Origin of the sequence: Paenibacillus kyungheensis (genome assembly GCF_028606985.1) — a bacterium.
In the GTDB taxonomy this organism is placed as follows: domain Bacteria; phylum Bacillota; class Bacilli; order Paenibacillales; family Paenibacillaceae; genus Saccharibacillus; species Saccharibacillus kyungheensis.
Genome location: NZ_CP117416.1, coordinates 740,772 through 754,626 on the forward strand (window position 1 = coordinate 740,772; position 13,855 = coordinate 754,626).

Sequence of the window (13,855 nt, forward strand, 5' to 3'; positions counted from 1 at the left end):
ATGATCGAACGTTATAGCAGACCTGAAATGAGAAATATCTGGAGTGAAGAAAACAAATTTAAAGCATGGTTAGAAGTGGAAATTTGCGCTTGTGAAGCATGGTCTGAATTAGGAGTTATTCCAAAAGAAGATGTAGAAAAATTACGTGCAGGTGCTTCTTTTGATATGGATCGTATTTATGAAATTGAAAAAGAAACGCGTCATGATGTAATTGCATTTACCCGCGCGGTATCTGAAAGCTTGGGCGAAGAACGTAAATGGGTACATTATGGGTTAACATCGACAGACGTGGTAGATACAGCACTTGGTTATTTATTGCGCCAGGCTAATGAAATCTTAGAACGAGATATTATCAATTTTATCGAAATTTTGAAAGAAAAAGCGATCGCTTATAAAGATACACCGATGATGGGACGGACGCATGGTGTTCATGCTGAACCGACAACATTTGGACTGAAAATGGCACTATGGCATGAAGAAATGAAACGTAACTTGGAGCGCTTCCGTCATGCGGCAGACAATGTACAATACGGTAAAATTTCTGGAGCTGTAGGAACGTATGCGAATATTGATCCATTTGTAGAAGAGTTCGTATGTAACAAACTAGGCACCAAAGCGGCTCCAATCTCTACTCAAACATTGCAACGTGATCGTCATGCTGAATATATGGCAACACTCGCATTGGTAGCGACATCACTTGATAAATTTGCAACCGAAGTACGTGCACTGCAAAAGAGTGAAGTACGTGAAGTAGAAGAAGCTTTTGCTAAAGGTCAAAAAGGTTCATCTGCTATGCCTCACAAACGCAATCCGATCAGCTCTGAAAATATCTCAGGTCTTTCCCGTGTGATTCGTGGTCATATGGTATCGGCATACGAAAATGTGACATTATGGCATGAACGCGATATTTCACATTCATCGGTAGAACGTATTATTTTGCCAGATGCAACGATGTTGTTGAACTACATGCTCAATCGCTTTGGTAACATTATCAAAAACTTGACGGTGTTCCCTGAAAATATGCAACGCAATATTCAACGTACGTATGGAGTTCCTTTCTCCGGTCGTGTGATGACTAAATTGATCGATAAAGGGATCAGTCGTGAGCAAGCGTATGATACGGTTCAACCTCGTGCGATGCAAGCATGGGAAGAACAACGTTCATTTAAAGATATTATTTTGGAGACTCCTGCAATTACAGAACTATTGAATGCTGAAGAAATCGAAGAAGCATTTAATCCATCGTGGCATTTGAAGCACGTTGATACGATTTTCAAAAAACTCGGTCTGGAATAGGAAAGAGGGGACACAACACATGATATCGCAAGCAATCACAACAGCTGTTGATCTGGTCAATACACCGCTGATCTATAAAGGTAAAGTGCGTGAGTTGTATGATCTGGGCGAGCATTACTTGATCGTTGTTACCGATCGCATTTCTGCATTCGATTATGTACTTGATCCACCTGTACCGCACAAAGGGGAAGTGTTGAATCGCTTGAGTGCTTTCTGGTTCGGGCAAACGACTAACCTGATTGATAACCATGTTGTACATATCGATGTTGATCAATTAGGGGACATCGTACGTGATAAAGATGCACTGCGTAACCGTATTATGGTGACACGCAAAGCACAGCGTATCGATATGGAATGTGTAGTACGTGGTTATATTACAGGCGGTGGATGGAGACAATATCAAGAAACCGGTCAGGTGAATGGTATCGATCTGCCAGAAGGCTTGCGTAAAAATGGCGTGTTCCCGAATCCATTGTTCACTCCAGCCGCTAAAAATGATATCGGTCATGATGAAGATATTTCTTTTGACGAAATGAAAAATCGTATCGGTGCAGAGCTTGCGGAAGAGTTGAAAGCGAAAAGTATTCAACTGTACGAATATGCCCGTCACTATTGCGATCAACATGATATTATTTTAGCCGATTGCAAATTCGAATTCGGTCTAATCGATGGCAAAGTAGTGCTTATTGATGAAATTTTCACCCCGGATTCATCACGCTTTTGGGCAAAAAACAACTATGCACTGGATATCGAAATCGACAGCATGGATAAAGAGCCAGTACGGTCTTATCTGGCAGGCACAGATTGGGACAAAAATAGCCAACCTGATCCTTTACCAGACGCAGTCGTTCAAGCCACATCCGACCGCTACCTATCCATATATCAGAAGTTAACGGGGGGGCAATTGGTTTGATCCTTGGGGGACCGCTGCGGGAAAGAAATCATCCTGCCGATCGCTGTTAAGAATGAATATCTGGAATGACTGCTTGGCAGTCGATATTCATTCTTAAAGGCGAACGCTACGCTTCTTACGGATGATTTCTTTCCCTCCGCTCCGCCCGGATCGAGATCAATTGGCGCTCGTTAGGGGTGGGGCAGAAAAGATAAGGATGTCATGGTGTTCACTTTGTGGACTTTTTATATGAAAGTGGTGGATTAAGATTAATTGGTGATGAGTGTTGTCGAGTGATAGTTAATAGTAAGAGACTCGAAAACCTCTATCATCTTACTCAATCATCGTAGCGGTCTACCAGGTAACATTGTCTGCTCACCTCCCCCTTCTGATTGAGATTGCGATCTGATCTATCAACCAGAATTGTAGCTCTTTGCTCTAAACTAAGCATTTACACACTAAGTACAAATAAAGTGATTCTTTGCACCAAGCGAAGGGAACAGAATGATTCTGAAAGTAGCCTTTAAGACTCGGATATCGATCGCCCAGCGGTCGATATCCAATCTTACCAGCGACGATCAGAATAATCCGTGACCATAGCGGTGTATCTAAAGAATCACCAAATCTTGATTTTCAAAGTTCACAATGTAAAGCAATCACCACCCTGATACACCCAGCAATATCAACTCAGCATCACCTAATCTAAGGAGGAACAAAAATAACATGATTAAAGCTACTGTCTACGTGACCATTAAGCAAAGCGTACTTGACCCACAAGGTGTTGCTGTTCAAGGTGCACTTCATTCGTTAGGATTCAATGAAGTCGAGAGTCTTCGCATCGGGAAGTACATGGAGATTGAATTGGATACAGATAATCGTGAAGAAGCAGAAGAACGCCTCAAAGTGATGTGCGAGAAGTTGCTAGCTAATACGGTTGTTGAAAATTACCGTTTCGAACTGGAGGGTTAAATCCATGAAATTTGCAGTCTTGGTATTTCCGGGCTCTAACTGTGATATTGACTGTTTTAAAGCAGTCGAAGATACGTTAGGGGAATCGGTAGAGTATGTATGGCACACAGCGACAGATCTGTCAGCGTATGATTGTATTTTAGTTCCAGGTGGCTTTTCCTATGGAGATTACTTGAGATGTGGAGCGATTTCTCAATTTGCTCCGGTAATGACAGAAGTAGCCAAAGCAGCAGAGCAAGGCAAATATGTGCTCGGCATTTGTAATGGATTCCAGATTCTCACTGAAGCTCGCCTTTTACCAGGTGCTTTACTTCGTAACGAATCAATGAAATTCCGTTGTCATGATACATTGCTTACTGTAGTTAACAATCAGACTCCATTTACTCGTGATTATGCAGATGGTGAAGAAATAACGATTCCAATTGCTCATGGCGAAGGCAACTACTATTGTGATGATGCAACATTGGAACAACTGAAAGCCAACAATCAGATCGTGTTCCAGTACGGACATAATCCGAATGGATCACTACATGATATTGCAGGGATTTGTAATGAACGTGGAAATGTTGTAGGTATGATGCCTCACCCTGAACGTGCAGTGGATGAATTGTTAGGATCAGCAGATGGTAAAAAAATGTTTACATCTATTTTGAAAGCTTGGAGGGATCAACATGACGCAGCAAACATCCGTTAAGGAACCGACGGCGGAGCAAGTCGCAGACCAGCAAATATACAAACAAATGGGTGTATCGGACAGCGAGTATGAGTTGATCTGCGGTTTTCTCGGACGGAAACCGAACTACACAGAAATCGGCGTATTTAGTGTAATGTGGTCGGAACACTGCGCATACAAAAACTCCAAACCGTTACTTCGTCGCTTCCCAACTTCTGGCCCTCGTGTATTAATGGGACCAGGTGAAGGTGCAGGGATTGTAGATATTGGTGATAATCAAGCGGTTGTTTTCAAAATTGAAAGTCATAATCATCCATCTGCGGTAGAACCTTTTCAAGGAGCAGCAACAGGTGTAGGTGGGATTATCCGCGATATTTTCTCTATGGGAGCACGACCTGTAGCAGTATTGAATTCTTTACGCTTCGGTAAGCTCGAAAGTGAACGTGTGAAATATTTGTTCGAGCATGTGGTATCCGGGATTGCAGGTTACGGTAACTGTATCGGGATTCCTACGGTTGGCGGCGAAGTGATGTTCGATGAAAGTTATGACGGAAATCCACTGGTTAATGCAATGTGTGTCGGATTGATCGATCATGACAAAATCCAACGTGGTGTCGCTAAAGGAGTAGGTAATCCGGTATTTTATGTAGGACCTCCTACAGGACGCGACGGGATTCATGGCGCTACATTTGCATCAGAAGAATTAACAGAAGAATCAGAAGCACGTCGTACCGCAGTACAAGTTGGCGATCCATTTATGGAGAAGCTTGTCATGGAATCTTGTCTGGAATTAATTGATTCCGGTATTGTTCTCGGAATTCAAGATATGGGCGCGGCTGGCTTAACGTGTTCTAGTGCAGAAATGGCAAGTAAAGCAGGTAACGGTCTCGAATTGTATCTTGATCAAGTCCCTCAACGTGAAGATGGCATGACAGCTTATGAAATGATGCTTTCGGAATCTCAAGAACGGATGTTGTTCGTAGTAGAGCCAAAAGACGAAGCGCAAGCGATGGAAATCTTTGAACGTTGGGGCGTAATCTGTGCCAAAGTTGGTAAAGTGACAGATGATGGACGCTTGAAATTATTACATCATGGCGAAGTGGTTGGCGATATGCCTGTACATGCACTTGTAGATGAGTGCCCGATCTATGATAAGCCTTCTTCAGTACCTGATTATTATGAGCAACAAGCGAATGTGGATACCAATCGTTATGAAGAAGTCACAGATCTCAATGGTGCGTTAAAATCAATTCTTGCTTCACCAACAGTAGCGAGCAAAGCATGGGTCTATGATCAATATGATTATATGGTTCGTACGAGTACAGTGGTTCGTCCGGGTTCAGATGCAGCAGTCATTACGATTCGTGGTACACGCAAAGCACTGGCTATGACTACAGATTGTAATGGACGTTATGTATATCTTGATCCAGAAGTAGGGGGCAAAATTGCTGTCAGCGAAGCGGCTCGTAATATTGTCTGCTCGGGTGCAGAACCGCTTGCGATCACAGATAACTTGAATTTTGGTAGCCCGGAAAAACCAGATATTTTCTGGCAAATGGAAAAATCAGTAGATGGTATGGCAGAAGCTTGTCGTGTACTGGATACTCCAGTAATCGGTGGTAATGTTAGTCTTTATAATGAAAATACACGTGGAGCGATCTATCCTACACCAGTTGTGGGTATGGTTGGATTGGTACACGATACAGATCATATTACAACGCAAGGTTTCAAAAACGAAGGCGATATTATTTTCGTATTAGGAGATACATTTGCCGAACTAGGTGGTAGTGAATTCCAGAAAGTCGTGCACAATGTGACAGAAGGTCGCCCACCAGCATTAGATTTGGAGATCGAAAAGAAATTGTTAGGTAGCGTACTGAGCGCGATTCAAAGTGGACTGGTACAATCTGCACATGATCTATCTGAAGGTGGATTGTCTGTAGCTTTAGCAGAATCTTGTATTAGTGGTAAATTAGGTGCAAGCGTAGCACTGAACAGCGACAACTTGCGTCATGATCTATTGTTATTCAGCGAAAGCCAATCTCGTATTTTGTTATCAGCGACTCCTGCGCAAGCAGATGCGTTGGAAAGTCATATTCAATCTCAAGGTGTGCCTGTACGTCGTATCGGTCAAGTGCAAGGAACAGAACTTCAAATCCAAGTGGACGGCAAACAAGTCTTGGCAGAGCAGGTGAACAATCTGCGTCAAGTCTGGGAGGATGCGATTCCATGTCTGATGAATTAAACAAACAGACGTTATGGACAGGTGATTACTATAATCAAGGCACCGGTCCAAATGATATTTTTGATACGTTAAAAGAAGAATGCGGCGTTTTCGGAGTCTACGGACATTCCGAAGCCGCTTCCCTTTCTTATTATGGATTACATGCGCTTCAACATCGTGGTGAAGAAAGCGCAGGCTTGTGTGTGAGTGATCGCAACCAGTTTCATTACCATCGGGGTATGGGTCTGGTCAAAGAAGTCTTTGATAAAGATACATTAGGTTCATTAACAGGTGATATTTCAATTGGTCATGTTCGTTATTCCACCAGTGGAGATAGTCGTCTGACCAATGCACAACCATTGGTATTCCGTTATCGTGCAGGTGAATTAGCACTGGCAACCAACGGTAATATCGTCAATGCACCGCAGATTCGACGTGAATTGGAAGAAGCGGGTTCTATTTTTCAAACGACCAGTGATACAGAAGTAGTTGCTCACTTAATCGCACGTTCAAACAAGCCTCTAGTCGAAGCGGCAAAAGATGCATTTCGACAAATTGTAGGCGGTTTTGCTTTTATGATTATGACCAATGAGCAATTGATAGTGGCTTCTGATCCTAACGGATTGCGTCCGATCACAATGGGTCGTCTGGGTGAAGCGTATATTTTTGCTTCAGAGACCTGTGCTCTTGAAACGATCGGAGCAGAGTTAGTACGAGATGTTCAACCAGGAGAATTACTGATTTTGGATCAACATGGTTTGATCGAAGATCGTTATATCGAACCGCAACGTAAAGCGCTTTGTTCGATGGAATATATTTATTTTGCAAGACCGGATAGTGATATGAATGGTGCCAATCTACATGCCGCTCGCAAACGGATGGGTTCTGTGATGGCTCAGGAATCATTTATCGATGCTGATCTAGTGACAGGTGTACCGGATTCCAGTATTTCAGCAGCGATCGGATTTGCTGAACAAACGGGTATCCCGTATGAACTTGGGATGATCAAAAATAAATACACCGGGCGTACATTTATCCAACCGAGTCAGGAACTACGTGAGCAAGGTGTGAAAATGAAACTCAGTGCTGTACGCCGCGTGGTGGAAGGTAAACGTGTCGTCATGATCGATGATTCGATTGTACGTGGAACAACATCACGCCGAATCGTTAATATGTTACGTGATGCAGGAGCAACAGAAGTGCATGTACGGATTACATCGCCTCCTTTTAAAAATCCATGCTTCTATGGTATTGATACACCGGATCGACGCGAATTGATTGCATCAACGATGTCGATTGAAGAAATGCGCAAAGAACTAAATGCTGATTCACTCACCTTTTTGAGCTTTGAAGGGTTAATCAAAGCTGTCGGTGGCGACAACAGCACAGACTACAAAGGTGGCATGTGTATGGCATGCTTCGACAACGACTATCCAACACAAACCGACTTCGGCGGCGAAGAGCAATTCGGATGTGGGTGTTAGTCGAAGGCTTTGTATCTTGGAAAAGGTAGCGGGCGTTTGAGTGGGGGACCGCTATGGGACAGGAATGATCTTCCCGATCGCTTGTTGTAGATGGATTTTTTGAACAACCGCTGTGCGGTTAAAATCCATCTACAAAGGCGAACGCTACGCTTCTCACAGATTCATTCCTGTCCCGTCGCTCCGCCGCTCAAAAGCCACCATTCCAGAGTGATATAAAGTTCGATCTAGTGGGGGTGGCAGGGTAGATCAGAATGATCTACAGCAGTGGGCTTTCATGCTCTCTTTTAGTGGGAGTGTAGAAGGATGGTAGAGCACTGTATTGTCCTGTCGTCCTTACAGTAGGGATTTTTGGAGCTTCTTGGATGTGTAGAATGATGGATTTAAGGAAGATATCTATTTGTATGATAGGTATAGTGTTATGGAGTTCTAAGCATTTTGCATGGGATTATGTTTAGTATGATTTGGGCATAGATGAAGTAGAATATTTAAGAAAAGTATGCTTTTGAATTGTATGAAAAATATTGTTTACTCTGAGTATTCGTTCCATTTTTATTGGGTATCGTGAAATCTATTTTAAATAGCGATATATGCTCTAGAAAAAATGAATATAAGTTCCCACTATAGATAGCTATTTTTAAAAAAATATAACTTTATCTATATAAAAAGATAAAATTAGTCAGCAAAGAGCAAAGAGCAAAGAGCAAAGAGCAAAGAGCAAAGAGCAAAGAGCAAAGAGCAAAGAGCAAAGAGCAAAGAGCAAAGAGCAAAGAGCAAAGAGCAAAGAGCAAAGAGCAAAGAGCAAAAAGCAAGCCCCACAGAATCAATACGAACTAATATCCAATACAACCAGCGATTACGAAGTAGAGCCTCAACCAACTAGACTACCAAAACAACCTTAGAGAATTAGGGTGTGCTTTAGAAAAGTTGAACCACGCTCAAGCGGAGAGAAAAAGGATTGTTCGAAAGAGCGAAGCGCTCGCCTTTAAGGTTGGATATCGACTGCCCAGCAGTCCATCAAGATATCCAATCTTAACAGCGACGACAGAACAACCTTTTCCTCGCAGCGCTGTAGCTCCCAACCTCTTTCTACCACACCCCATTTCCTAAGCCCAAACGAAAGGTGCGATGTACAGTGTCAGAAGCCTATAAAAGTGCCGGGGTCGATATCGCGGCAGGGAATGAAGCAGTAGAACGTATGAAAAAGCACGTTAAAACAACGTTTCGCCCGGAAGTGATGACAGAACTTGGTGGTTTCGGTGCATTGTTTGGCCTGAACAAAGATAAATACGATGAGCCTGTACTCGTATCCGGTACAGATGGTGTCGGTACGAAGCTGAAGCTAGCATTTGCGATGGATAAGCACGATACAATCGGTATTGATGCTGTTGCGATGTGTGTTAACGACATTGTAGTACAAGGCGCAGAACCGTTATTTTTCCTTGATTATCTAGCATGTGATCGTGTCATTCCTGAAAAGATTGAAGCGATCGTATCAGGTATTGCAGATGGTTGTCGTCAAGCAGGATGTGCATTGATCGGTGGCGAGACAGCTGAAATGCCTGGGATGTATTCCGAAGGTGAATATGATATTGCTGGATTTACAGTAGGTATCGTAGATAAAGCTAAAGTGATCACAGGCAGTGAAATTGCAGCAGGTGATGTAGTGCTAGGACTAGCTTCAAGTGGTATTCACAGTAATGGATTTTCACTAGTACGTAAATTATTGCTTGAAGATGCTGGATATGATCTCAAAGATACTGTAGCAGAACTGGATAATGCCGTGCTAGGTGATGTATTGCTAGAGCCTACTAAAATTTATGTTAAGTCTACACTTGCGCTACAAGAAGCCGTTAAAGTCAAAGGAATGGCACATATTACAGGCGGCGGATTTATCGAAAATATTCCACGGATGTTGCCTGAACATGTAAATGTAGATATTGAGTACGGAAACTGGCCGATTTTGCCGATTTTCCAATTGATGCAAGCTAAAGGCGGTATCAGCCATAAAGATATGTTCACTACGTTCAACATGGGAATCGGTATGGTCATTGTAGTTCCTGCGGATCAAGCAGAACAAGCGTTGACATTACTAGCAGAACAAGGTGAAACTGCGTATCAAATAGGTACAGTGCAAGAAGGAAATAAAGTGGTAACATTTACCGGAGTCGATGTGTAATGAAGCCTTTTCGAATTGCTGTGTTCGCTTCAGGCGAAGGCACTAATTTTCAAGCAATGGTCGATGCATGGCAAGATGGATATTTCGGTGAACCAGATGCGACTACGATCGAATTGTTAGTATCTGATAAGCCGCAGGCTCCTGTAGTTCAGCGTGCGATTCAGGCAGGTGTAGATACGTATGTATTTCATCCCAAAGAATATAGCAGTCGTGAACAATATGAACTGGAAATCGTAGCAGAATTGCAACGCCGCGAGATTGATCTGATTGTGTTAGCAGGATATATGCGCCTACTTACGCCAACCATTGTAGATCCATATATGGGTCGGATGATTAATGTACATCCATCATTGTTGCCTGCTTTTCCTGGAAAAGATGCGTTAGGTCAGGCGTTATCTTATGGTGTGAAAGTAACTGGAATTACTGTTCATTTTGTCGATAATGGTATGGATACAGGGCCGATTATTGCGCAACAATCGATCGAAGTACAGCAACAAGATACAGCAGAGACATTAGCAGAACGGATCCATGATATTGAACGGAAATTGTATCCGCTGGTTGTAGCTCAGATTGCTAAAGGCAAAGTAACACTTGAAGGACGACAGGTGATTGTGGAAGCTTAAATTCTTTTTAAAATTGAAGGAGGAATAAATCCATCATGAGTATCAAAAGAGCGCTAGTAAGCGTGTCCGACAAAGCAGGTGTGGTTGATTTTTGCCGCGAGTTGTCTCAATTGGGTGTAGAAATTATTTCGACTGGTGGTACTAAAAATCTGCTTGCTGAAGCAGGTGTACCGGTTATTGGCATTTCAGATGTTACTGGATTTCCAGAAATTCTAGATGGTCGTGTCAAAACGTTACATCCGGCAGTACATAGTGGTCTGTTGGCGGTTCGAGATAGCGCAGAACACCAGCAACAAATGAAAGATTTGGAACTCGGATATATCGACCTTGTCGTTGTTAATTTATATCCTTTCCAGGAAACGATCTCCAAACCAGACGTTGCATATGAAGATGCAATCGAAAATATTGATATCGGTGGGCCGACAATGCTACGCAGTGCAGCTAAAAATCATGCATTTGTTAGTGTAGTCGTTGATTCTAGCGATTATGCCAAAGTATTAGAAGAAGTACGTGCAGAAGGCGATACGACACTGGATACACGTAAACGTCTAGCGGCTAAAGTATTCCGTCATACAGCGGCTTACGATGCATTGATTTCTGATTACTTATGTGAAGTTTTGGGTGATCCTTTGCCAGAGCGTTATACGGTCACTTATGAGAAAATTCAAGATCTTCGTTATGGTGAAAATCCGCATCAAGCGGCGGCATTTTATCGTAAACCAATGGCTCCAGCAGGTACATTAACAACGGCTGAACAATTACATGGTAAAGAACTATCTTATAACAATATCAACGATGCAAATGCGGCTTTGCAAATTGTAAAAGAATTTACAGAGCCTGCTGTTGTGGCTGTCAAACATATGAACCCTTGCGGAGTCGGTGTAGGCGAGACGATTGCTGAAGCATATAACAAAGCATACAATGCAGATCCAACCTCTATTTTCGGTGGAATTGTAGCAGCAAATCGTACAATCGATGCAGCAACAGCGCAACCTTTAAGCGAAATTTTCTTAGAGATCGTATTAGCACCTGACTTTACACCTGAAGCGTTAGAAATTTTGACGAAAAAGAAAAATATTCGTTTGCTTAAAATGGGTGAACTGACTTCATCGGAAGAACGTACAGCACAGCATGTGGTGACTACGATTGAAGGCGGTATGGTTGTACAAGAAAGCGATGTACATTCGATTACAACAGACGATCTAAAAGTCGTGACTGACCGCTCTCCTTCTGGCGAAGAATTAAAACAATTGTTATTCGGATGGAAAGTCGTCAAACATGTAAAATCCAATGCAATCGTACTAGCAGCCGATGATATGACTGTAGGTGTAGGTGCAGGGCAGATGAATCGTGTCGGAGCAGCCAAAATTGCAATCGAACAAGCAGGGGACAAAGCAAACGGAGCGATTTTGGCATCAGATGCCTTTTTCCCAATGGGCGATACGGTTGAATTAGCAGCCAAAGCAGGGATCAAAGCTATTATTCAACCGGGCGGATCAATCAAAGATGAAGAATCGATCAAAATGGCAAATGAATACGGAATCGCTATGGTATTCACAGGCGTACGTCATTTCAAACACTAATTATCAGCATATGATTTTGCAAAAATGGAGATAGGTTCACTGAGAGAGTGTGAAATGCGTTAACAGTTATGCACTTCAAGATAGTATTTAGAAAGAGTGCAAAAATGTAGATGATAGATCGTGATCAATAATGCTTGGTATTTCTATAAATCCACTTGCAATAAGCAACAAAACAGACCGAATATTTCTTGTTCGGTCTGTTGCTTTGTTAGTTGGGTGCATTTGCTTAATGTACTCGATGTAGAGCGTTATTATGCTAGTTTGAGACTTTTGTAAAAGTGAAATAATGCTATCAAAATAGTTGGGAAAATCCTTCTCTATTCAAAGGAGCGTGACGTTATGGATATTTTAGTTGTTGGTGGTGGCGGACGTGAGCATGCAATCATCTGGTCGCTTGCCAAAAGCGCAAAAGCAGACAAAATCTACTGTGCACCTGGTAATGCAGGGATTGCACAATTAGCAGAATGTGTTCCGATTCAAGTGAATGAATTTGAAAAGTTAGCTGATTTTGCGACTGAGAAAAAAGTAGGTTTGGTCGTGATCGGCCCGGATGATCCATTAGCTGATGGAATTGTCGATGTTTTTGAAAATCGTCAAATTCCAGTATACGGGCCTCGTAAGAATGCAGCACTTATCGAAGGTAGCAAAACATTTATGAAAGACTTGCTTCATAAATACAATATTCCAACTGCTGCGTATGCGAAGTTCGACGATTATGAGTCTGCACTCACCTATCTACAGCAACAATCTACACCTATCGTTATCAAAGCCGATGGACTTGCCGCAGGTAAAGGGGTAACTGTCGCTCATGATATGGATGAAGCAATCGATGCGTTACAGTCCATTATGCAAGATAAAGTATTTGGCGAAGCCGGTAGCAAAGTGGTTATCGAGGAATTTCTAGCCGGACAAGAAATGTCGATTTTGGCTTTTGTCGATGGAGAAACAGTTCGTCCCATGCCTGCTGCGCAAGATCACAAGCCAGCATACGATAATGATCTAGGTCCAAATACAGGTGGAATGGGAACCTATTCACCATTACCACATATCAAGCAAAGTATTATTGATCAAGCGATCGAGACAATTATTGTACCAACAGCTAAAGCGATGGTTGCTGAAGGACGTTCATTTAGCGGAGTATTATTTGCCGGGCTAATGATCTCACCAGATGGTACTCCAAAAACGATTGAATTTAACGCGCGCTTTGGTGATCCGGAGACGCAAGTGGTATTACCGCGTCTAGAAAGTGATTTACTTGAGATTTTTCTAGCGACAGTTAACGGTACACTTGCAGATATCGAGATCAAGTGGAGCGAGGAAGCCGCAGTATGTGTGATTTTGGCTTCAGGTGGGTATCCAGCGGCTTACGCTAAAGGATTGCCAATCAGCGGACTACAGCATACCGATGAACAAGCACTTGTTTTTCACGCAGGTACAGCGCAAGGTCAGAACAGTGAAGTGATTACGAATGGTGGACGTGTACTGGGTGTAGTTGGCTTAGGAGCAGATATCGCTTCAGCCCGCACCAAAGCGTATGAACAAGCCGCAAAAATTACATTTGAAGGTAAGCATCAACGTAGTGATATTGCAGCCAAAGCTATGTTAGAGGTATAAAATCAGCAAGCCGTCTGGGTAAAAACAGACGGCTTTTTGTGTTGATATGATCTTTGAAGTTAGACAGCTAAGTAAGCGTATGAGATATAAAATGACGTAAAAAAATATTTTACAGAAAATTTACGGTTATTTTCCAGAATTATGTTGACTGATTTCCCATATATTGATTAGATAGTAAGGACTATTCTTTTTAAGGAAAGAATGATCTAACGGTGAAAAAGATTGTCATTACAGAGGAGGCGAACATCAAATATAGTAAATGTCTAACATTTGCTAACTAAGTTGTATGAGTCAATGATATTCAAAAGGGAGAGGAATTTA

Annotated in this window: 10 protein-coding genes; all 10 read left to right on the forward strand. The window is 42.4% G+C overall.

What is annotated here, in order from left to right; genetic code table 11:
• A complete protein-coding gene (gene purB / locus PQ456_RS03305) occupies window positions 1-1,296 on the forward strand; it encodes an adenylosuccinate lyase (protein ID WP_204825657.1) in 1,296 nt (431 codons plus the stop codon).
• 19 nt (window positions 1,297-1,315) lie between these two features.
• Window positions 1,316-2,209: a phosphoribosylaminoimidazolesuccinocarboxamide synthase gene (locus PQ456_RS03310; RefSeq protein WP_273614844.1), complete on the forward strand. Its 894-nt coding sequence runs from the start codon at window positions 1,316-1,318 to the stop codon at window positions 2,207-2,209.
• Between the two features lie 702 nt (window positions 2,210-2,911).
• On the forward strand, window positions 2,912-3,157 hold the full coding sequence (purS, locus tag PQ456_RS03315; protein WP_069328921.1) for a phosphoribosylformylglycinamidine synthase subunit PurS: 246 nt from the start codon (window positions 2,912-2,914) through the stop codon (window positions 3,155-3,157).
• Window positions 3,158-3,161: 4 nt separating this feature from the next.
• The gene (gene purQ, locus PQ456_RS03320) at window positions 3,162-3,851 is read left to right on the forward strand and encodes a phosphoribosylformylglycinamidine synthase subunit PurQ (RefSeq protein ID WP_204825655.1); all 690 of its coding nucleotides are present in this window, start codon (window positions 3,162-3,164) and stop codon (window positions 3,849-3,851) included.
• Window positions 3,829-6,075, forward strand: coding sequence for a phosphoribosylformylglycinamidine synthase subunit PurL (purL, locus tag PQ456_RS03325; protein ID WP_273614845.1), 2,247 nt, complete (start codon window positions 3,829-3,831; stop codon window positions 6,073-6,075). Before purQ ends, purL begins: the two co-directional genes overlap by 23 nt.
• Window positions 6,060-7,538, forward strand: coding sequence for an amidophosphoribosyltransferase (gene purF / locus PQ456_RS03330; protein WP_069328924.1), 1,479 nt, complete (start codon window positions 6,060-6,062; stop codon window positions 7,536-7,538). The genes purL and purF overlap by 16 nt, the downstream gene beginning before the upstream one ends.
• 1,132 nt (window positions 7,539-8,670) lie before the next feature.
• Window positions 8,671-9,714, forward strand: a complete 1,044-nt coding sequence (purM, locus tag PQ456_RS03335) for a phosphoribosylformylglycinamidine cyclo-ligase (RefSeq protein WP_273614846.1) — start codon at window positions 8,671-8,673, stop codon at window positions 9,712-9,714.
• Complete coding sequence (purN, locus tag PQ456_RS03340; protein WP_273614847.1) at window positions 9,714-10,337, forward strand: phosphoribosylglycinamide formyltransferase; 624 nt, start codon at window positions 9,714-9,716, stop codon at window positions 10,335-10,337. Before purM ends, purN begins: the two co-directional genes overlap by 1 nt.
• Window positions 10,338-10,372: 35 nt before the next feature.
• Entirely contained in the window at window positions 10,373-11,920 is a 1,548-nt protein-coding gene (gene purH / locus PQ456_RS03345) for a bifunctional phosphoribosylaminoimidazolecarboxamide formyltransferase/IMP cyclohydrolase (protein WP_273614848.1), read from the forward strand.
• Between the two features lie 339 nt (window positions 11,921-12,259).
• The gene (gene purD, locus PQ456_RS03350) at window positions 12,260-13,534 is read left to right on the forward strand and encodes a phosphoribosylamine--glycine ligase (RefSeq protein ID WP_273614849.1); all 1,275 of its coding nucleotides are present in this window, start codon (window positions 12,260-12,262) and stop codon (window positions 13,532-13,534) included.
• The last annotated feature ends 321 nt before the right edge of the window (window positions 13,535-13,855 follow it).

What these genes read in the sequence shown, in the direction of transcription:
- purB (WP_204825657.1), top strand. Translation starts at nt 1, where the DNA reads ATGATCGAACGTTATAGCAGACCTGAAATGAGAAATATCTGGAGTGAA.
- PQ456_RS03310 (WP_273614844.1), top strand. Translation starts at nt 1,316, where the DNA reads ATGATATCGCAAGCAATCACAACAGCTGTTGATCTGGTCAATACACCG.
- purS (WP_069328921.1), top strand. Translation starts at nt 2,912, where the DNA reads ATGATTAAAGCTACTGTCTACGTGACCATTAAGCAAAGCGTACTTGAC.
- purQ (WP_204825655.1), top strand. Translation starts at nt 3,162, where the DNA reads ATGAAATTTGCAGTCTTGGTATTTCCGGGCTCTAACTGTGATATTGAC.
- purL (WP_273614845.1), top strand. Translation starts at nt 3,829, where the DNA reads ATGACGCAGCAAACATCCGTTAAGGAACCGACGGCGGAGCAAGTCGCA.
- purF (WP_069328924.1), top strand. Translation starts at nt 6,060, where the DNA reads ATGTCTGATGAATTAAACAAACAGACGTTATGGACAGGTGATTACTAT.
- purN (WP_273614847.1), top strand. Translation starts at nt 9,714, where the DNA reads ATGAAGCCTTTTCGAATTGCTGTGTTCGCTTCAGGCGAAGGCACTAAT.
- purH (WP_273614848.1), top strand. Translation starts at nt 10,373, where the DNA reads ATGAGTATCAAAAGAGCGCTAGTAAGCGTGTCCGACAAAGCAGGTGTG.
- purD (WP_273614849.1), top strand. Translation starts at nt 12,260, where the DNA reads ATGGATATTTTAGTTGTTGGTGGTGGCGGACGTGAGCATGCAATCATC.